This window comes from Klebsiella sp. BDA134-6 (assembly GCF_015601345.1).
GTDB lineage: Bacteria > Pseudomonadota > Gammaproteobacteria > Enterobacterales > Enterobacteriaceae > Klebsiella > Klebsiella grimontii.
The window spans coordinates 4227751-4246205 of record NZ_CP064784.1 but is presented as its reverse complement, the minus strand read 5'-3'; the positions used below and the strand labels follow the sequence as shown (position 1 = coordinate 4246205).

The following is an 18455-nucleotide window of genomic DNA, read 5'->3' as shown; positions in this document are numbered from 1 at the left end:
AACTGCCGTAAGTACTTCTAATAAATCCGTTAGAATGACAGTCTGTTGAGGATAGTTATGAAAAAACTGGCGTTGTCTCTCTCTTTAGCGCTGGCCCTTTCCAGCGTTTCCACTGTATTCGCAGCCATTCCGCAAAAAGTCCGCATCGGCACCGATCCTACTTATGCCCCGTTCGAATCCAAGAATGCACAGGGTGAATTGGTTGGTTTTGACATCGATCTGGCAAAAGAACTCTGTAAGCGCATCAATACGCAATGTACCTTTATTGAGAACCCGCTGGACGCGCTGATCCCGTCTTTAAAAGCGAAGAAAATCGATGCCATTATGTCTTCGCTTTCAATCACCGAAAAACGTCAACAGGAAATTGCCTTCACCGACAAGCTTTACGCGGCGGATTCGCGCCTGGTCGTGAAAAAAGGCAGCGATATTACGCCAGACCTCGCGAAGCTGAAAGGCAAACGCGTTGGCGTTCTGCAGGGCACCACTCAGGAAACCTACGGTAACGAGCACTGGGCACCGAAGGGAATTGAAATTGTTTCCTACCAGGGGCAGGACAATATTTATTCTGACCTGACCGCTGGACGTATCGATGCTGCGTTCCAGGATGAAGTCGCCGCCAGCGAAGGTTTCCTCAAGCAGCCTATCGGTAAGGATTATCAGTTCGGCGGCCCGTCGATTAAAGACGAGAAGCTGTTCGGCGTCGGCACCGGTATGGGGCTACGTAAAGAAGACAACGAACTGCGTGAAGCATTGAATAAAGCCTTTGCCGAGATGCGCCAGGATGGCACCTACGACAAGCTGGCGAAGAAATATTTCGATTTTAACGTGTACGGCGACTAATCATCCCGCGTACCCCATCGCGCGTGATTTCACGCGTGATGGTTGATGACAGACAGGGCAGACAGCATGCTGTACGGGTTTTCACAGGTTATATTTCAGGGCGCGCTGGTCACCCTTGAGCTGGCGTTAAGCTCGGTCGTTCTGGCGGTGCTTATCGGCCTGGCGGGCGCTGGGGCGAAACTTTCCAATAATCGTCCATTAGCGCTGATTTTTGAAGGCTATACCACTTTAATCCGCGGCGTACCCGATCTGGTGCTGATGCTGCTGATTTTCTACGGGCTGCAGATTGCGCTCAACAGCGTGACCGATGCGCTTGGTCTGGCGCAGTTTGATATTGACCCAATGGTGGCGGGTATCATCACGCTGGGCTTTATTTACGGCGCCTACTTTACCGAAACTTTTCGCGGCGCTTTCCTGGCTGTGCCGACGGGGCATATTGAAGCGGCGACGGCCTTCGGCTTTAGCGGCGGGCAAACCTTTCGTCGCATTCTGTTCCCGGCAATGATGCGCTATGCGCTGCCTGGAATAGGCAACAACTGGCAGGTGATCCTCAAAGCGACCGCGCTGGTCTCGCTGCTGGGGCTGGAGGATGTGGTCAAGGCAACCCAGCTGGCGGGTAAAAGCACCTGGGAGCCGTTCTACTTCGCTATCGTCTGCGGCCTGATTTATCTTGTATTTACAACGGTTTCCAATGGTGTGCTGCTGATGCTCGAACGCCGTTACTCTGTGGGCGTGAAGAGGGCTGACCTGTGATTGACATTATTCAGGAGTACTGGAAATCCCTGCTGTGGACCGACGGCTACCGCTTTACCGGCGTCGCGATTACGCTCTGGCTGCTGATCTCTTCCGTGGTGATGGGCGGCATCCTGGCCATTTTCCTCGCGATAGGCCGCGTGTCGAGCAACAAATTTATCCGGTTCCCCATCTGGCTATTCACCTATATCTTTCGCGGCACGCCGCTGTACGTTCAGCTGCTGGTGTTCTATTCCGGGATGTATACGCTGGAAATCGTCAAAGGCACTGAACTACTGAACGCCTTCTTTCGCAGCGGGCTGAACTGTACGGTGCTGGCGCTGACGCTGAATACCTGCGCCTATACTACGGAGATTTTCGCCGGGGCGATTCGTTCAGTGCCGGCAGGCGAGATAGAGGCCGCTCGGGCGTATGGTTTTTCCTCGGTTAAAATGTATCGCTGCATTATCCTCCCTTCCGCGCTGCGTATCGCTCTGCCTGCGTACAGCAACGAAGTGATTCTGATGCTGCATTCCACCGCGCTGGCTTTTACCGCCACGGTGCCGGATCTGCTGAAAATTGCCCGCGATATTAACTCGGCAACCTACCAGCCGTTTACCGCCTTTGGTATTGCCGCAGTACTGTATTTAATTATCTCGTATGTGCTGATTAGCCTGTTCCGCAGAGCGGAAAAGCGCTGGCTCCAGCACATCAAACCTTCTTCGACGCACTGAGAACGCCATGTCCGACAATAAATTAAATGTAATCGATCTGCATAAACGTTACGGTGAGCATGAGGTACTGAAAGGCGTCTCACTGCGGGCGAAAGCCGGAGACGTGATCAGTATTATTGGTTCATCCGGCTCCGGTAAAAGTACCTTTTTGCGCTGCATTAACTTTCTTGAAAAGCCCAGCGAAGGGACGATTGTTGTTAACGGGCAAAACATTGGCCTGGTTCGCGATAAAGACGGTCAGTTAAAGGTTTCTGATAAAAACCAGCTACGCCTGCTACGTACTCGCCTGACGATGGTATTCCAGCATTTTAACCTGTGGAGCCATATGACGGTGCTGGAAAACGTGATGGAAGCGCCGATTCAGGTACTGGGTCTGAGCAAACAGGAAGCCCGCGATCGGGCGGTCAAATATCTGGCAAAAGTCGGTATTGACGAACGCCAGCAGATTAAATATCCGGTGCACCTCTCCGGCGGCCAGCAGCAGCGCGTTTCCATTGCCCGCGCGCTGGCGATGGAGCCCGACGTACTGCTGTTTGATGAACCGACATCGGCGCTTGACCCTGAACTGGTAGGCGAAGTGCTGCGCATTATGCAGCAGCTGGCGGAAGAGGGAAAAACCATGGTCGTGGTAACGCATGAAATGGGCTTTGCGCGCCATGTCTCTTCGCACGTGATTTTCCTGCATCAGGGCAAGATTGAAGAAGAAGGGCACCCTGACGATGTTTTCGGCAATCCGAAAAGCCCGCGCCTGCAGCAGTTCCTGAAGGGCTCGTTAAAGTAGTACTGTCTATGCCTCCGGCGGAATCCCCTCCGCCGGGACGGCTAGCGCTCCAGCCGATACACCCAGTCATCGAAATCCATTCCGTTCAAATGATACGCTTTTTCGAGCACCTGAATGCGGATAAAACCGTGTTTTTCCAGCAGGCGGGAAGAGCCAGCGTTATTGCCCAGCACCCAGGCATTTATCGCGTGAACGCCGAGTTGGTTAAAGCCGTAGTCGCAAATCGCTTTTAACGCTTCGCTGGCATAGCCCTTTCCCTGTGCATCGGGCATAAGAGCGTATCCGACATCCGCTTCGTGCGGATTTTTACCACTGATGCGCAGGCCAATATCGCCAACCGCCTCGCCGCTGCCGTCGCGCTATACGAATACGCCAGGGTCAGCGCAGCGGGATTCAAACAGCGTCCGCAGCGCTGGTTCTTCAAGAACCTCGCCCATATAGCGCATCACTTCCGGGTCTCGCCGTAAGCGCAGGAAAAATGGCCAGTCGGATGCGTGAAACGGCGAGAGGCGCAGGCGCGGTGTAGTCAGTATTATCATCATGCAGTCCATAGAGGTGGATTATTCCGCCACCTTAACACCATAAAGCGCCGGAATGTTTACGCGTCTAAGCAAGCGTCGGTGAAGCCCGGTGCTGATTTTCGAGCCCGCGGAGATAGCGCAGCACAGTGTTGCTCTCTTGTGTCGCCCTCAACTGCAGCGCCAGGTTGAGGTTGTCCAGCACCTCGGCGTGGGCGACCAGCGGCGAATCCCCGGCAAGCCGTCCCTCCATCACCAGCCAGCCGACGACGGTTTTCCAGCGCCACAGCGGCGAATTGCCTTTCACGCGTTGTACCGGCCCTGGAAACTGCCCCGAGCCTCGTGCGCCATCTTTCAATAAGGCGATGGCCTGTCGCGTCAGGCCGGTGAGTTCAGCAATATCGCTTAATCCTACCAGCGCGGAATCGACGGATTCGACCCGCGCATTCAGGGCCGGAGCGGATTCGATATCGGCAATCGCTGACAAAATGGCCTGTTCGAGAGAGGCGCATTCGCGGTCGAACTCCACATAGACTGCCGTTCCGTAAAAGCAGACCAGGGCATCAGCGCAGCCTGCCGCATGCAGCGCATCCTCCAGCCCCACGGTATGCGCGGTGACGCCGGAGAGTGTGAGCGTAAAGTTATACAGCGCCATGGTTTAATCCTTCTTGTGGTTAATCTGACCCGATACGGGTATCAGACAGCGATCGACCATGCGGATGATTTGCCTGGCATGGTGAATGGGCACCGCCGGCGTTGACCAGATGCTCATCATGTGTTCCCGATGGCGGGCTGTTCCGCACATTAGTCGTCCAAAACAGTGCGCGCTTTTGCCGCCAGAGAGAAGAATCCAGCCGCGCGCCAGCGCGTAGTCAATTGCGGCTCTGATATGTTTATCCAGATGTTCCTTCATCAATGTGTCCTGCTAATATTGAATATGATGTTGACGAATGTCAACGCCGGGTAAGGTAAAATCACACGCAGGGGTTATGACAGAGTGAAGGGGAGATCGCTGGAATGAGATTCACAGTTAAGACGCGACAAGCGTGGTGGTTTTTGCGCGCTGCGAGGAGGGTTCCACGAATAACAGATCAGGGAGATCGCCGGGATCTCCCTGAAGGCCCTGAACTATTTCAGCACATCGGCCAGGGCTTGTTCCAAATCGTACCAACGAAAGACAAATCCGGCTGCTTCCAGGCGTTTTGGCAGCGCGCGCTGGCCGCCGAGTACCAGAACGGAAGATTCTCCCATCAGCAGGCGAATCGCCGCCGCCGGGACGCGGAAAATGGCGGGCCGATTCAACGCATGACCCAGCGCGTGGGAGAACTGCTCGTTGCGCACCGGGTAAGGGGAAACCATATTAAACGGCCCCCGCAGGTCATTATCCAGCAGCCAGAGTATACCGTTGACCATGTCGTCGATATGGATCCACGCCAGATATTGCCTTCCGCTACCGATAGGGCCGCCGAGGCCCAGTTTAAAAGCTGGCGTCATTTTGGCCAGAATGCCGCCGCGCGGCGCCAGCACCACGCCGGTACGCAGCAGGCAAACGCGGGTGCGATCGCTCTGCGCTTCACAGGCGATTTGCTCCCAGCGGGCGCAAAGCTTATGGGTAAACTCGTTATGCGGCGGCTCTTCTTCGGTAACCACGACTTCACCGAGGTCGCCGTAGTAACCGGTGGCGGAACCGCTTATCAGCACCGCGGGTGGCGTATCGCTGGCGTTGAAGAGCTTGACCAGCTTTTGCGTGATATCCCAGCGGCTGTGGCAGAGACGCTGTTTCTGCTCCGCCGTCCAGCGTTTATCGGCGATCGGCTCGCCTGCCAGGTTAATGACGGCATCAATGCCGTTGAGGTTCGCCTGATGCTCGAAATCGCGCCACAGGGTGACGCGCGAATCGAGGCGGCTTTTGGCCTTTTCAGGGCTGCGCGTTGAAACCGTTATGTGATGCCCCAGCTCCAGCAGCCGGGGAATCAGATGTCGGCCAATCAGGCCGGTACCGCCAGTAAGCAGAACGTTCATAGCGCCTCCCTAAGGTGATGCGTCTAACGCCGCCAGCTCATCGTCATGGATACCGAATCGGCGTAGCGCAGCGCGTGCAGTTTATCGATCTCTACTTCAGCATAAGTGACCCAGTGATGTTCGCGTGCGATATCGAGCACATCCTGAGTTAATTTTTCCAGCAGAGAGAAGCGGTTATTCTCAATATGGCTAATAATGCGCTTGGTGATGGTGCGATAGTTCAGCGCATCGTTAATGTCTTCGCTGTTGCGTGATTTCTCCGCCGGATAGTGGATAGCGACGTTAACCACCACGTCCTGGCGGTTGGCGATCTCTTCCTCTTTAATTCCGATAAAAGTACGCAGGCGCAGGTTCTTAATTCGAATAATGGCGTCTGGTTGAGACATGGCAGGCTTCCTCCGTGTAGTAATTTCCGCCATCATACATCAAAGCTTCCCGGGCGAGCAGGGGGTTAATGAGCTTCTGTTTTCAGCAGCGCTTCAACGGTGGCCGGGCGCTGGCGAATGCGCTCAAACCAGTTATGCACCGCCGGAAAACTGGCGAGGTCGATACGCTGGCGCTGATGGGCATTCACCCACGGCCAGCAGGCGATATCGGCGATGCTGTAGTGGTTGCCGCCAAGCCAGGGGCTCTCGCCAAGGCGCCGATTGAGCACGCCATACAGACGCTGCGTTTCCACCTGAAAGCGTTCAATGGCGTAGGGCACCGCCTGCGGAGCAAAGTGGTTGAAATGATGATTTTGCCCGAGCATCGGCCCTAACCCACCGACTTGCCAGAATAACCACTGTAGCGTAACGTGGCGTTCGCGGAGTTCGCCGCTCAGTAATTTGCCAGTTTTTTCAGCCAGATAAAGCAGGATTTCTCCGGACTCAAACAGGCTTAACGGGGCGCCGCCGTCGGCGGGAGTATCGTCAACGATCGCCGGGATCTTGTTGTTCGGTGAGATCGCCGGAAACGGCGGTTTAAACTGCTCCCCTTTACTGATATCCACCCGGATCAGGCGGTAAGGCAGCTGCGCTTCTTCAAGAAATAGCGTGATTTTGTGGCCATTAGGGGTGGGTGCATAGTAAAGATCGATCATGAGAGTCCCTCGCCGTCACAGGTCGCAAACTTTTCGAGTATAGGTGAACTGGCGTCATCCGGCAGGTTTACCTCATTCTGGATGACTTTCGCCGAGCGCGTACACCTCAGAGAAGTATGTAAGATCCTGAGGGTAGCGGTCAGTGACATCCTCTGAAAGACAGGATATGTTGGCGTATCGCCCCATTACATTAGCCATTGAGGATGCTATGAGCCAGCCCGCGATTACCCTGTGGTCCGACGCCGATTTTTTCTCGCCATATGTGATGTCCGTATACGTTGCCCTGCAGGAAAAGAGCCTGCCTTTTACCCTAAAAACCGTCAACCTTGACAGCGGCGAGCATCTGCAAAGCGGCTGGAAAGGCTACAGCGCAACGCGACGCGTACCGCTGCTGGAGATCGGCGAGTTTTTTCTGAGCGAATCCTCTGCGATTACCGAATATCTGGATGAGCGCTTTGCGCCCCCGGAATGGGAGCGGCTTTACCCGCATGATCTGCAAAAGCGCGCGCGGGCGCGTCAGGTACAGGCCTGGCTGCGCAGCGATTTAATGCCGATCCGTGAAGAGCGTTCCACGGACGTGGTCTTTGGCGGAGCAAAGAAGCCTCCGCTCAGCGACGCCGGGCGAAAAAGCGCCGCGAAGCTGTTTGAAACGGCTGGCTTACTGTTGTCCCACGGCGGGCAGAATCTATTTGGCGAGTGGTCCATTGCCGATACCGACCTGGCGCTGATGCTCAATCGACTGGTCCTTAACGGCGATGAGGTCCCCGCCGCGCTGGCGGATTACGCCGTCTTCCAGTGGCAGCGGGCGTCGGTCCAGCGCTACGTCGCACTCTCAGCCAAACGCGCGGGCTGATAAGCTTCAGCGGTTCCGTTATCATAGACGCATCGTCATGCGTGGAGATAAATAGTATGAAGCTGATGTTTGCCTCGGATATCCACGGCTCTCTGCCTGCCGCTGAACGCGTGCTTGAGCTGTTCGCGCGCAGTGGGGCGCAGTGGCTGGTTATCCTCGGCGATGTGCTTAATCACGGGCCGCGTAACGCGCTTCCCGAAGGCTATGCCCCAGCCCAGGTTGCGGAGGCGCTTAATAGCGTGGCGGAGCGGGTGATTGCCGTACGCGGCAACTGCGACAGCGAAGTCGATCAGATGTTGCTTCATTTCCCCATTACCGCCCCCTGGCAGCAGGTTTTGAGCGAGCGAACCCGCCTTTTTCTGACCCACGGACATCTGTATAGCCCCGATAATTTGCCTCCCCTCGCCGCTGGCGATGTGCTGGCTTATGGTCATACTCATATTCCGGTTGCCGAGAAACGCGGTGAGATTTTCCTCTTCAATCCCGGCTCGGTCAGCATCCCTAAAGGGGGATTTACCGCCAGCTACGGTCTGCTGAACGAGGGGCAATTGCAGGTTTTAGCACTCGATGATAATCAGGTTATTGCAGAGGTCGCAATTTACCCGTAATTTACCCCTCAACCGTATAGACGCGCCGTAAGAGCGCTTTAAAAAGTAAGGTTTCCTGATGGCGGAACAGAATCATTTGGCAAGCACAGAATGGGTCGATATTGTTAATGAAAACAATGAGGTGATAGCACAATCCAGCCGCGAACAAATGCGCGCGGAGTGTTTGCGTCATCGGGCGACCTACATTGTTGTTCATGATGGGATGGGCAAAATCCTGGTACAGCGTCGTACCGAAACGAAAGATTTTCAGCCGGGAATGCTGGACGCTACCGCCGGCGGCGTGGTGCAGGCTGACGAGCAAATGCTGGAGTCCGCGCGCCGCGAAGCGGAAGAGGAGCTCGGCATTGCCGGCGTGCCTTTCGCTGACCACGGCCAGTTCTACTATGAGGATAAACATTGCCGCGTCTGGGGCGGTCTGTTCAGCTGCGTGTCACACGGGCCTTTTGCTTTACAGGAGGAAGAGGTGAGCGAAGTGTGCTGGCTGACGCCGGAAGAGATCACCGCCCGCTGCGACGAGTTCACTCCGGATTCATTAAAAGCGCTGGCGCTGTGGATGACCCGCAATGCCAATAATGAGTCAGCAAAAGCTGAAAAGCAGGAAGAGGCCGAGTAGTTTTAACAGCTATCCCTCATGCATAAACTGGATGCGATGGGCCTTCTGTCGCTCCAGTTTCCCTCGCTAAGTCGCTCCAGTAGTGCACGGCCGGCTTCGATGCCAATCTTATGGTGCGGTACCGCCATCGTCGTTAACGGCGGCTGGCAGACCCGACTTACGTCGCTATCCCCAAAGCCGACAACGGCTAAATCATCAGGAACTTTGATGCGCCGACGCTGACATTCATACAGCGCTCCGCATGCCAGCTCATCGGAAACGCAAACCAGCGCATCCAGTTCCGGCCATGCGAGCAAAAACTCCGGCAGCTGCGAAGCGCCGGTGGAAAAGTTGGCGGGCAGCGCGGCGTTAATTACCCGGTTAGGCGACATATGATGGCGCAGCATGGCTTTATACCACCCCTGCAAATGCTGCTGAAAAATCCACTGTTCCTGATTGGCGCACAGTAGACCGATATTCTGATAGCCGCGGTGGATAAGCATTTCCGTCAGCTCGAACATCGCCGCCACGTTATCGATGCCGATATTCATGTCGATAGGATCGGCGCGCATCGCGCCCATCTCCACCACCGGAATCGAGGCGTTCTGCAGCCAGTGGCGTACGGTATCGCTGTGCTCAACGCTCAGTAGAATGGCGGCGGCGATGTTAGAAGCCAGCAGCGTTTCCAGTAGTTTCTCTTCCTGCTCCAGACGATGCTGCGATTCCGCCAGCATGATTTGATAACCTGCTGGCTGTAATATTTGCTGAAGTCCGGCGAACATTGCCGAGCAGCCCGCCTCCGTCAGATTCGGCACGACCATCGCTATGGTTCTTGAGGACGCGGAAGCCAGTGCGCTAGCGGCGAGGTTAGGCATATATCCCAGTTCTTGCACCGCCGCTTCGATTTTTTCGCGAAGCTTATCGGAAACTTGTTCCGGCGTACGAAGGGCGCGGGACACGGTCATGGTACCCACTCCAGCCAACTGAGCAACATCGGCGATGGTCACCTTTCCGGTGCTACGCCGTTTTCGGGTTAGAGACATACATATTCCTGCTAAACAGACGCTTTTTATTATCATCCATTACTTCACGTGTCAGGGAGTATACGCCTTAAACGGGACTTTTTGCTGCGTTTTGATGGGATGATTGCGAATTGATAGCGCTATCACAAATCTGAATGTTCAACGTTGGTAGCGCTATCTTTGTGATCTTAATCTCAGATAACTATTGCCTGCTTGCATAAAGTTTGCCCATCTTTTGTTAAAAGACGAGGGGTAAAATGCTTAAGACATGGCTCTCTGATACCACCATCACGTTACGGCAGAAGGTAGAAAGCTGGCAGCAGGCACTGGACATCTGTGCCAGACCGCTGCTTGAAGCCGGAGTTATAGAACCTGAATATGTAGCGGCGATCATTGAGCAGCACCGTAAGCTAGGGCCTTACTATGTGTTGGCTCCGGGCCTGGCAATGCCGCATGCGCGGCCGGAAGAGGGGGCGAAAGGTTTAGGTCTCTCGCTGCTCAAACTCGAACAGGGCATTTCCTTTGGCTCTAAAGACTTCGACCCGGTCGATATTATTATTATGCTGGCGGCGCCGGATAAGCACAGTCACATTGAAACGATCTCTGCGCTGGCGGAATTATTTTCCAGCGATGAAGATATGAATAAATTACATCAGGCCACCACCCTGGAGGAGATAAAAACTATCATCACGCGTTTCTGATTTAATTTTATTATCCGACTTATAACCCATTACGCACCTGCGTGATGCGGACCTACTCTACCCAAAAAAGGTGATAACAATGAAAATTATGGCAATTTGCGGTTCCGGCCTGGGCAGCAGTTTTATGGTTGAGATGAATATTAAAAAAGTGCTCAAAAAACTCGAAATTGAAGCCGAGGTGGAACATTCCGATCTGTCCTCGGCAATCCCCGGTGCGGCAGATTTATTCGTCATGGCTAAGGATATTGCCGCCAGCGCCAGCGTCCCGGAAAGCCAGCTGGTGGTGATTACCAACATCATCGATATTAACGAACTCGAAGCGCAGCTGCGTGCGTGGTTCGCCAGACAATAACTATTTATAGCGAGGTGGATATGTTTATCCTTGAAACGCTGAATTTTGTTGTTGATATTCTAAAAGTACCCTCGGTGCTGGTCGGTTTAATTGCGTTAATTGGCCTGGTAGCGCAAAAGAAATCTTTCTCCGATGTCGTCAAGGGAACCATTAAAACTATTCTGGGTTTTATTGTTCTCGGCGGCGGCGCGACGGTATTAGTCGGTTCGCTGAATCCACTGGGGGGCATGTTTGAGCATGCTTTTAATATTCAGGGTATTATTCCTAATAACGAGGCGATTGTTTCTATTGCGCTGGAAAAATACGGCGCTTCAACCGCGCTGATTATGGCGTTCGGGATGGTAGCGAATATTGTAGTCGCCCGATTTACGCGTCTGAAGTATATCTTCCTGACCGGCCACCACACCTTCTACATGGCCTGTATGATCGGCGTGATTCTTACCGTGGCGGGTTTTGAAGGTATCGGGCTGGTCTTTACCGGTTCCCTGATCCTCGGCCTGGTGATGGCATTCTTCCCGGCGCTGGCCCAGCGCTATATGAAGCGTATTACCGGTACGGATGACATCGCTTTCGGCCACTTCGGCACCTTGGGCTATGTCCTTTCGGGATGGATCGGTAGCGTCTGCGGTAAAGGCTCGCGTTCAACCGAAGAGATGAACCTACCGAAAAACCTGAGTTTCCTGCGTGACAGCTCCATCTCCATTTCGCTGACCATGATGATTATCTATTTGATTATGGCGGTGAGCGCGGGGCGTGAATATGTTGAAAGCACTTTCAGCGGCGGCCAGAACTACCTGGTATACGCCATCATTATGGCGATTACCTTCGCCGCCGGGGTGTTCATCATCTTGCAAGGGGTACGTCTAATCCTGGCGGAAATCGTACCGGCCTTTACCGGATTTTCGGAGAAGCTGGTGCCTAATGCCCGTCCGGCGCTGGACTGCCCGGTAGTCTATCCCTATGCGCCCAATGCGGTACTGATTGGCTTTCTGTTCAGCTTCCTGGGCGGCCTGGTCGGGCTGTTCCTCTGCGGGCAGTTCAAGTGGGTGCTGATCCTGCCCGGCGTGGTGCCGCATTTCTTTACCGGCGCGACCGCCGGCGTGTTTGGTAACGCCACCGGCGGACGGCGCGGGGCGATGATAGGGGCGTTTGCCAACGGCCTGCTGATCACCTTCCTGCCGATACTGCTGCTGCCGGTGCTGGGCGCGATTGGCTTTGCCAACACCACTTTCTCGGATGCGGATTTCGGCGCCGTCGGTATCGTGCTGGGCAACCTGGCCCGCTATCTGTCGCCGTTTGCTATTACCGGCCTTGTGGTGGCGTTGTTCGTACTGCTGGTGGTGTACAACGTTTTTGCGAAAAAGAGATCTGCGGGCGGCGGCGCGCAGGAGAACAGCGGAGCTAAATCATGAATGTGAAAGAAGTAACCCAACTGGCGCGGGACATTCGCGTCGCCACCCTTAAATCACTGACGGATCTTGGTTTCGGCCATTACGGCGGCAGTATGTCGGTCGTGGAGACGCTGGCGGTACTGTACGGCGCGGTGATGAAAATTGACCCCGCGGACCCGGACTGGCCAGAGCGCGACTACTTTGTGTTATCAAAAGGTCATGCCGGCCCCGCGCTGTACAGCACATTAGCGATTAAGGGATATTTTCCGCTGGAGGAGCTGAGTACGCTAAACCAGAACGGTACGCGGCTGCCAAGCCACCCGGATCGGTTGAAAACGCGCGGGGTGGATGCCACTACCGGCTCTCTGGGGCAGGGGATTTCCATCGCCGGCGGAATGGCGCTGTCGCATAAGCTGGCGGGACGGGCGAATCGGGTATTCTGCATCGTTGGCGACGGTGAGTTGAATGAAGGCCAGTGCTGGGAAGCGTTCCAGTTTATTGCCCATCATCGCCTGAATAATCTGACCGTGTTTGTTGACTGGAACAAGCTACAGCTTGACGGCAGGCTGGATGAGATCATTCGCGCTTTTAATCTGGAAGATAAATTCCGCGCCTTTGGTTTTGATGTTGTTACCGTCAAAGGCGATGACATCCCCGGACTGCTGGCGGCGGTTCAGCCCGTTCCTCCCGCCGATGCGCGCCCGCGGGTCGTTATTCTCGATAGCGTGAAAGGCCAGGGCGTGCCGTATCTCGAGAATCTCAGTAACAACCATCACTTGCGCCTGACGGACGAGATGAAAGAGACGCTAAACGAGACGATTCGCCAGCTGGAGGCCGAACATGATTAAAGTTGCACCTGCAGGACAAAAAGATGCCATAGAGATGCGCAAAGTCTATGCCGGGTTTGTCGCGCAGCAGATTGAAGCCCATAGCCCGATTATCGCCCTGGAAGCGGATCTGATGAGCTCTATGGCGATGGATGGCGTCGCGAGGCAGCATCCGCAGCACGTCATCAACTGCGGCATTATGGAAGCGAACGTGATCGGTACCGCCGCCGGACTATCGTTGACCGGGCGTAAGCCGTTTGTCCATACCTTTACCGCTTTCGCCAGCCGCCGCTGCTTCGACCAGTTGTTTATGGCGCTGGACTATCAGCGGAACAACGTCAAGGTGATCGCTTCTGACGCCGGGGTGACCGCCTGCCATAACGGCGGAACCCATATGTCGTTTGAGGATATGGGTATTGTGCGCGGCCTCGCGCATTCGGTGGTGCTGGAAGTGACCGATGCGGTGATGTTTGAGGATATCCTGCGGCAGCTTATCGATCTCGACGGTTTTTACTGGGTACGCACGATCCGCAAACAGGCGCCGAGCGTCTACGCGCCGGGTTCGACGTTTACGATTGGCAAAGGTAATGTGCTGCGCGAAGGTGAAGACATCACCTTGATTGCCAACGGGATCATGGTGGCGGAAGCCCTTGAGGCAGCACGTCAACTTGAGCAGGAAGGGGTCAGCGCGGCGGTGATTGATATGTTTACCCTGAAGCCTATCGACCGTATGCTGGTGAAAAATTACGCCGAAAAAACCGGGCGTATCGTGACCTGTGAAAACCACAGTATTCATAACGGACTGGGATCGGCGGTGGCGGAAGTCCTGGTGGAGACCTGCCCGGTTCCGATGCGTCGTGTGGGGGTGAAGGAGCGTTATGGCCAGGTGGGAACGCAGGACTTCTTGCAGAAGGAGTATGGCCTGACGGCGCATGATATTGTCTCGGCGGCGCGAGAGCTGCTGTAAATAAAAAGGCGACCCTGAGGTCGCCTTTTTTCATGCAGCGGGCAGATTATGCTTGCTGCTGGGACGACTGAATCGCGGTCAGGGCGATGGTATAGACGATATCGTCAACCAGCGCGCCACGGGACAGGTCGTTCACCGGCTTACGCATCCCCTGCAGCATCGGCCCGATAGAGATCAGGTCGGCAGAACGCTGTACGGCTTTGTAAGTGGTGTTACCGGTGTTCAGGTCCGGGAAGATGAACACGGTAGCGCGGCCAGCAACCGGAGAGTTCGGCGCTTTGGATTTCGCTACGTCAGCCATAACCGCAGCATCGTACTGCAGCGGGCCGTCGATCATCAGGTCAGGACGTTTTTCCTGCGCCAGACGAGTCGCTTCGCGTACTTTCTCAACATCGCTGCCGGCGCCAGAGGTACCGGTGGAGTAGGAGAGCATGGCTACGCGCGGTTCGATGCCGAAGGCAATCGCGGAGTCTGCGGACTGGATAGCGATTTCAGCCAGCTGTTCAGCGGTCGGATCCGGGTTGATCGCGCAGTCGCCGTAAACGTAAACCTGTTCCGGCAGCAGCATGAAGAATACGGAGGAGACCAGAGAGCTACCCGGCGCAGTTTTGATCAGCTGCAGCGGCGGACGGATGGTGTTGGCGGTGGTGTGAACCGCACCGGATACCAGGCCGTCGACTTCGTCTTGTTCCAGCATCAGGGTGCCGAGAACCACGTTGTCTTCCAGCTGCTCGCGGGCAACCGCTTCGGTCATGCCTTTGCTCTTACGCAGCTCGACCAGGCGAGCAACGTAGCTTTCGCGAACCACTTCCGGGTCAACGATTTCAATACCGGCGCCCAGCTCTACGCCCTGAGAAGCGGCAACGCGGGTGATTTCATCCGGGTTACCCAGCAGTACGCAGGTCGCGATACCGCGCTCGGCGCAGATAGCCGCGGCTTTAACGGTACGCGGTTCGTTGCCTTCCGGCAGAACAACACGCTTGCCTGCTTTACGCGCCAGCTCGGTGAGCTGATAGCGGAAGGCTGGCGGAGAGAGACGACGGCTGCGCTCGGAAGTCGCGGTCAGGGATTCAATCCAGTCGGCGTTGATATAGTTAGCCACGTATTCCTGAACTTTCTCAATACGCTCGTGATCGTCAACCGGCACTTCCAGGTTGAAGCTCTGCAGGCTCAGAGAGGTCTGCCAGGTGTTGGTGTTAACCATGAATACCGGCAGGCCGGTAGCAAACGCGCGTTCGCACAGCTTGCTTACGCGCGGGTCCATTTCATAGGCCCCGGTCAGCAGGATAGCGCCGATTTCCACGCCGTTCATCGCGGCCAGGCAGGCGGCGACCAGTACGTCAGGACGGTCTGCGGAAGTAACCAGCAGAGAGCCTGCGCGGAAGTGTTCCAGCATGTGCGGAATGCTACGCGCACAGAAGGTGACGGACTTCACGCGGCGGGTATTGATGTCGCCTTCGTTGATGATGGTGGCGTTCAGGTGATGCGCCATATCAATCGCACGAGTGGCGATCAGATCGAAGCTCCACGGCACCGCGCCCAGAACCGGTAATGGGCTACCGCTCTGCAACTGAGCCGGATCGATCTTCACGACTTTTGCTTTGGAAGAGTCGTCAAAGATTTCCGACAGGTCCGGGCGAGTACGGCCCTGTTCGTCAACCGGTGCATTCAGCTTGTTGACGATGACGCCGGTGATGCTGGTGTTTTTCGCGCCGCCGAAGCTGCTGCGAGTCAGCTCAATGCGCTCTTTCAGCTGTTCCGGAGTATCGGTACCCTGGGACATCACAAAGACGATTTCAGCGTTAAGCGTTTTCGCGATTTCGTAGTTCAGAGACTGGGCAAACTGATGTTTGCGGGTCGGGACCAGACCTTCAACCAGCACCACTTCCGCATCCTGCGCGTTGGCGTGGTAGTTGGCGATGATCTCTTCCATCAGCACGTCTTTCTGGTTGCTGGAGAGCAGCGACTCAACGTGGCTCATTTTCAACGGTTCTGCGGCCGGAAGGTCGGAGTTCGCGCGAATGATGGTGGTAGTCTGGTCTGGCGCATCGCCACCGGCACGCGGTTGAGCGATAGGTTTAAAGACGCTCAGGCGAACGCCTTTACGTTCCATAGCACGGATAACACCGAGGCTGACGCTGGTCAGGCCTACGCTGGTTCCGGTAGGGATCAGCATGATTGTACGGGACACGATATATCCTCTTTCGTTACCGCCAGTATCAGGCGGGATACAAAACTGCACCACCAGCTTCCCGTCATACTTCAAGTTGCATGTGCGTTGGCTTTACTCGCTCACCCCAGTTACGTACTACTCGTACGCTCCTGGGGATTCTCTGCGTCGCCGCCTTCCTGCAACTCGAATTATTTAGGGTTATGGCTGGCGGTGTGGAATCAGGCGGTCAGACGGTTGGCGTCCTGCGCGATGACCAACTCTTCGTTGGTCGGAATGACGATAGCCGGGCGAGTGCCTTCTTTGTTGATGAAGCCAGACTTACCGAAACGGGCAGCCAGGTTACGCTCGTGATCAACTTCAAAGCCCAGTACGCCCAGTTTACCCAGAGACAGTTCGCGAACCATCGCGGCGTTCTCACCGATACCACCGGTGAATACGACGGCGTCCAGACGACCATCCATCAGCGCGGTGTAGGAGCCGATATATTTTGCCAGGCGGTGGCAGTAAACGTCCATGGCACGTTTAGCGTCAGCTTTTTCCTGGTAGTTGTCTTCAACGTAGCGGCAGTCGCTGGTCACTTCGGTCAAACCGAGCAGGCCGGACTCTTTGGTCAGCATTTTGTTGATGGCGTCTACGCTCATGCCCAGGGCATCGTGCAGATGGAAAATGATTGCCGGGTCGATATCGCCAGAACGCGTACCCATCACCAGACCTTCCAGCGGAGTCAGACCCATGGAAGTGTCAACGCATTTACCGTTGCGGATAGCGGAAACGGAACCACCGTTGCCCAGATGGCAGGTGATGATGTTCAGCTCTTCAACCGGTTTGTTCAGAACTTTCGCGGCTTCCTGAGTCACATAGAAGTGGCTGGTGCCGTGCGCGCCGTAGCGACGTACGCCGTGTTCTTTGTACAGGCTGTACGGCAGGGCATAGAGGTAAGATTCTTCCGGCATGGTCTGATGGAACGCGGTGTCGAACACGGCAACGTTCTTGTCTTTCAGATTAGGGAAGGATTTCAGGGCTTCTGCGATACCGATCAGGTGCGCCGGGTTGTGCAGCGGGGCGAAAGAGGCGGAGTCTTTAATTCCCTGAATAACCGAGTCATCGATAACGACGGAGCTGGTGTATTTTTCACCACCGTGAACGATACGGTGGCCGATTGCGGTCAGCTGAGCAGACAGTTCTGGTTTTTGTGCCAGAATAGTGTTAACGATAAAGTTCAGCGCTTCACTGTGAGCAGCGCCAGCGCCTAATTCGGCTTCTTGCTTGCTGCCGTCCATTTTCCATTTGATACGGGCTTCAGGAAGATGGAAACATTCTGCTAAACCAGACAGGTATTCATCACCGTTGACGGCATCAAGGATAGCGAATTTCAGAGAGGAGCTACCGCAGTTCAGAACCAGTACTAACTTACTCGACATGGAAGTACCTTTTATGATACGTGGCTAAAAAAACGTCAGTGTGTCACAAAGCGTAGCGCAGGATGACATCGACATTTATGATTAACATCATGCCTTGTACTGTTTTCGGCACGATGAGAGAAGTACATTTGATTTTATGTCATTTTGCATAATTTTCAGCCAGTGGCAGAATATGCGATAATTTGACTAACCTGGTAAAAGGGTCTAACCGCCCCTCAGGTGCGCACAGAATACCTGATTGAGTGCGTCATTGCCAAAATCTTTTGAACGTTGTCATGCACAGTTGGTGTTTTGCACAAATTTTTTAAGTTTTATATGTAAAGTTGAGGTAAGCCATGTCCGGTCCCCAGAATCGCTCTGTGAGTTTTTTTGGCTTGTTTCGCCACGGGCAGCACTATGCAAAGACCTGGCCTCTGGATAAGCGCCTTGCCCCGGTGTTTATTGAAAACCGTATTATTCGCGCCACGCGTTATGCGATTCGTATCATGCCGCCGGTGGCGATTTTCACGCTGTGCTGGCAAATCGCCCTCGGCGGCCAGTTGGGCCCGGCCGTCGCCACCGCGCTGTTTGCGCTGAGCCTGCCGATGCAGGGTTTATGGTGGTTGGGTAAGCGTTCAGTGACGCCGCTGCCGCCGTCGATACTGAACTGGTTTTATGAAGTGCGCGGTAAACTGCAGGAGGCCGGGCAGGCGTTAACGCCGGTAGATGGCAAGCCCGATTATCAGGCTTTAGCTGACACGCTTAAGCGCGCCTTCAAACAACTGGATAAAACTTTCCTTGATGATTTGTAATTTCATCGGGAAAACGCATATAAAAGAAGGCGCATAATTCATGCGCCTT

Annotated in this window: 21 protein-coding genes and 1 pseudogene; 13 read left to right on the top strand and 9 right to left on the bottom strand. The window is 54.9% G+C overall.

What is annotated here, in order from left to right:
* The first annotated feature begins 57 nt into the window (after positions 1 to 57).
* The 4 genes from hisJ (at position 58) to hisP (ending at position 3087) form a co-directional block, all read left to right on the top strand.
* The gene (gene hisJ, locus IYV58_RS19505; RefSeq protein ID WP_004123203.1) at positions 58 to 840 is read left to right on the top strand and encodes a histidine ABC transporter substrate-binding protein HisJ; all 783 of its coding nucleotides are present in this window, start codon (positions 58 to 60) and stop codon (positions 838 to 840) included.
* Positions 841 to 906: 66 nt separating this feature from the next.
* Positions 907 to 1593, top strand: a complete 687-nt coding sequence (locus tag IYV58_RS19500) for a histidine ABC transporter permease HisQ (protein ID WP_004123199.1) — start codon at positions 907 to 909, stop codon at positions 1591 to 1593.
* Entirely contained in the window at positions 1590 to 2306 is a 717-nt protein-coding gene (gene hisM, locus IYV58_RS19495) for a histidine ABC transporter permease HisM (RefSeq protein WP_004123196.1), read from the top strand. The genes IYV58_RS19500 and hisM overlap by 4 nt, the downstream gene beginning before the upstream one ends.
* A gap of 7 nt (positions 2307 to 2313) precedes the next feature.
* A complete protein-coding gene (gene hisP, locus IYV58_RS19490) occupies positions 2314 to 3087 on the top strand; it encodes a histidine ABC transporter ATP-binding protein HisP (RefSeq protein ID WP_004123193.1) in 774 nt (257 codons plus the stop codon).
* A gap of 41 nt (positions 3088 to 3128) precedes the next feature.
* Here hisP and IYV58_RS19485 read toward each other — a convergent pair.
* The 6 genes and pseudogenes from IYV58_RS19485 to yfcG all read right to left on the bottom strand — a co-directional run bounded on the left by IYV58_RS19485 (position 3129) and on the right by yfcG (position 6708).
* Positions 3129 to 3626: pseudogene (locus IYV58_RS19485) on the bottom strand (GNAT family N-acetyltransferase).
* 67 nt (positions 3627 to 3693) lie between these two features.
* Positions 3694 to 4260 (bottom strand): hypothetical protein, encoded by a 567-nt coding sequence (locus IYV58_RS19480; protein ID WP_049114654.1) that lies wholly within the window; start codon positions 4258 to 4260, stop codon positions 3694 to 3696.
* A gap of 3 nt (positions 4261 to 4263) precedes the next feature.
* Positions 4264 to 4518, bottom strand: a complete 255-nt coding sequence (locus IYV58_RS19475; RefSeq protein ID WP_004123187.1) for a hypothetical protein — start codon at positions 4516 to 4518, stop codon at positions 4264 to 4266.
* Between the two features lie 215 nt (positions 4519 to 4733).
* The gene (locus IYV58_RS19470; RefSeq protein WP_142468013.1) at positions 4734 to 5627 is read right to left on the bottom strand and encodes a TIGR01777 family oxidoreductase; all 894 of its coding nucleotides are present in this window, start codon (positions 5625 to 5627) and stop codon (positions 4734 to 4736) included.
* Positions 5628 to 5650: 23 nt separating this feature from the next.
* Positions 5651 to 6013, bottom strand: a complete 363-nt coding sequence (gene folX / locus IYV58_RS19465) for a dihydroneopterin triphosphate 2'-epimerase (protein WP_004104107.1) — start codon at positions 6011 to 6013, stop codon at positions 5651 to 5653.
* A 65-nt stretch (positions 6014 to 6078) separates the two neighbouring features.
* Positions 6079 to 6708 carry a GSH-dependent disulfide bond oxidoreductase gene (gene yfcG / locus IYV58_RS19460; RefSeq protein ID WP_142469340.1) on the bottom strand — a complete coding sequence of 210 codons (630 nt, stop codon included), beginning with the start codon at positions 6706 to 6708 and terminating at the stop codon, positions 6079 to 6081.
* Positions 6709 to 6916: 208 nt separating this feature from the next.
* On the opposite strand from yfcG, the gene yfcF reads away from it, so the two are divergent.
* From yfcF to yfcD, 3 genes are read left to right on the top strand one after another with little or no spacing between them, the layout of a single operon-like run.
* On the top strand, positions 6917 to 7561 hold the full coding sequence (yfcF, locus tag IYV58_RS19455; RefSeq protein ID WP_004123181.1) for a glutathione transferase: 645 nt from the start codon (positions 6917 to 6919) through the stop codon (positions 7559 to 7561).
* 56 nt (positions 7562 to 7617) lie between these two features.
* The gene (gene yfcE, locus IYV58_RS19450; protein ID WP_004123174.1) at positions 7618 to 8169 is read left to right on the top strand and encodes a phosphodiesterase; all 552 of its coding nucleotides are present in this window, start codon (positions 7618 to 7620) and stop codon (positions 8167 to 8169) included.
* A gap of 58 nt (positions 8170 to 8227) precedes the next feature.
* Complete coding sequence (yfcD, locus tag IYV58_RS19445) at positions 8228 to 8782, top strand: NUDIX hydrolase YfcD (protein WP_004123172.1); 555 nt, start codon at positions 8228 to 8230, stop codon at positions 8780 to 8782.
* Positions 8783 to 8784: 2 nt separating this feature from the next.
* Here the strand turns inward: yfcD and IYV58_RS19440 are convergent, their stop codons facing one another.
* A complete protein-coding gene (locus IYV58_RS19440) occupies positions 8785 to 9804 on the bottom strand; it encodes a LacI family DNA-binding transcriptional regulator (protein ID WP_004123170.1) in 1020 nt (339 codons plus the stop codon).
* Between the two features lie 236 nt (positions 9805 to 10040).
* On the opposite strand from IYV58_RS19440, the gene IYV58_RS19435 reads away from it, so the two are divergent.
* The 5 genes from IYV58_RS19435 (at position 10041) to IYV58_RS19415 (ending at position 14021) form a co-directional block, all read left to right on the top strand.
* Positions 10041 to 10484 (top strand): PTS sugar transporter subunit IIA, encoded by a 444-nt coding sequence (locus IYV58_RS19435; RefSeq protein ID WP_004123168.1) that lies wholly within the window; start codon positions 10041 to 10043, stop codon positions 10482 to 10484.
* 79 nt (positions 10485 to 10563) lie between these two features.
* Positions 10564 to 10836, top strand: coding sequence for a PTS sugar transporter subunit IIB (locus tag IYV58_RS19430; RefSeq protein ID WP_004123166.1), 273 nt, complete (start codon positions 10564 to 10566; stop codon positions 10834 to 10836).
* 20 nt (positions 10837 to 10856) lie between these two features.
* On the top strand, positions 10857 to 12248 hold the full coding sequence (locus tag IYV58_RS19425; RefSeq protein WP_004123164.1) for a PTS ascorbate transporter subunit IIC: 1392 nt from the start codon (positions 10857 to 10859) through the stop codon (positions 12246 to 12248).
* A complete protein-coding gene (locus tag IYV58_RS19420) occupies positions 12245 to 13075 on the top strand; it encodes a transketolase (protein ID WP_123829012.1) in 831 nt (276 codons plus the stop codon). Before IYV58_RS19425 ends, IYV58_RS19420 begins: the two co-directional genes overlap by 4 nt.
* Complete coding sequence (locus tag IYV58_RS19415; RefSeq protein WP_087829164.1) at positions 13068 to 14021, top strand: transketolase family protein; 954 nt, start codon at positions 13068 to 13070, stop codon at positions 14019 to 14021. Before IYV58_RS19420 ends, IYV58_RS19415 begins: the two co-directional genes overlap by 8 nt.
* A 46-nt stretch (positions 14022 to 14067) precedes the next feature.
* Here IYV58_RS19415 and pta read toward each other — a convergent pair whose 3' ends face one another.
* Complete coding sequence (gene pta / locus IYV58_RS19410) at positions 14068 to 16212, bottom strand: phosphate acetyltransferase (RefSeq protein WP_004123158.1); 2145 nt, start codon at positions 16210 to 16212, stop codon at positions 14068 to 14070.
* A 200-nt stretch (positions 16213 to 16412) separates the two neighbouring features.
* On the bottom strand, positions 16413 to 17615 hold the full coding sequence (gene ackA, locus IYV58_RS19405) for an acetate kinase (RefSeq protein ID WP_004123156.1): 1203 nt from the start codon (positions 17613 to 17615) through the stop codon (positions 16413 to 16415).
* 335 nt (positions 17616 to 17950) lie between these two features.
* Between ackA and yfbV the strand changes: the two genes are divergently transcribed.
* On the top strand, positions 17951 to 18406 hold the full coding sequence (gene yfbV, locus IYV58_RS19400; RefSeq protein ID WP_195729200.1) for a terminus macrodomain insulation protein YfbV: 456 nt from the start codon (positions 17951 to 17953) through the stop codon (positions 18404 to 18406).
* Positions 18407 to 18455 lie beyond the last annotated feature (49 nt).

Coding starts and splice junctions, on each gene's coding strand:
- IYV58_RS19480 (WP_049114654.1), bottom strand. CDS start 4,260: ATGGCGCTGTATAACTTTACGCTCACACTCTCCGGCGTCACCGCGCAT.
- IYV58_RS19425 (WP_004123164.1), top strand. CDS start 10,857: ATGTTTATCCTTGAAACGCTGAATTTTGTTGTTGATATTCTAAAAGTA.
- IYV58_RS19430 (WP_004123166.1), top strand. CDS start 10,564: ATGAAAATTATGGCAATTTGCGGTTCCGGCCTGGGCAGCAGTTTTATG.
- yfcE (WP_004123174.1), top strand. CDS start 7,618: ATGAAGCTGATGTTTGCCTCGGATATCCACGGCTCTCTGCCTGCCGCT.
- hisJ (WP_004123203.1), top strand. CDS start 58: ATGAAAAAACTGGCGTTGTCTCTCTCTTTAGCGCTGGCCCTTTCCAGC.
- ackA (WP_004123156.1), bottom strand. CDS start 17,615: ATGTCGAGTAAGTTAGTACTGGTTCTGAACTGCGGTAGCTCCTCTCTG.
- IYV58_RS19500 (WP_004123199.1), top strand. CDS start 907: ATGCTGTACGGGTTTTCACAGGTTATATTTCAGGGCGCGCTGGTCACC.
- hisP (WP_004123193.1), top strand. CDS start 2,314: ATGTCCGACAATAAATTAAATGTAATCGATCTGCATAAACGTTACGGT.
- IYV58_RS19420 (WP_123829012.1), top strand. CDS start 12,245: ATGAATGTGAAAGAAGTAACCCAACTGGCGCGGGACATTCGCGTCGCC.
- yfcF (WP_004123181.1), top strand. CDS start 6,917: ATGAGCCAGCCCGCGATTACCCTGTGGTCCGACGCCGATTTTTTCTCG.
- IYV58_RS19440 (WP_004123170.1), bottom strand. CDS start 9,804: ATGTCTCTAACCCGAAAACGGCGTAGCACCGGAAAGGTGACCATCGCC.
- IYV58_RS19435 (WP_004123168.1), top strand. CDS start 10,041: ATGCTTAAGACATGGCTCTCTGATACCACCATCACGTTACGGCAGAAG.
- yfcG (WP_142469340.1), bottom strand. CDS start 6,708: ATGATCGATCTTTACTATGCACCCACCCCTAATGGCCACAAAATCACG.
- folX (WP_004104107.1), bottom strand. CDS start 6,013: ATGTCTCAACCAGACGCCATTATTCGAATTAAGAACCTGCGCCTGCGT.
- yfbV (WP_195729200.1), top strand. CDS start 17,951: ATGTCCGGTCCCCAGAATCGCTCTGTGAGTTTTTTTGGCTTGTTTCGC.
- yfcD (WP_004123172.1), top strand. CDS start 8,228: ATGGCGGAACAGAATCATTTGGCAAGCACAGAATGGGTCGATATTGTT.
- IYV58_RS19470 (WP_142468013.1), bottom strand. CDS start 5,627: ATGAACGTTCTGCTTACTGGCGGTACCGGCCTGATTGGCCGACATCTG.
- IYV58_RS19415 (WP_087829164.1), top strand. CDS start 13,068: ATGATTAAAGTTGCACCTGCAGGACAAAAAGATGCCATAGAGATGCGC.
- IYV58_RS19475 (WP_004123187.1), bottom strand. CDS start 4,518: ATGAAGGAACATCTGGATAAACATATCAGAGCCGCAATTGACTACGCG.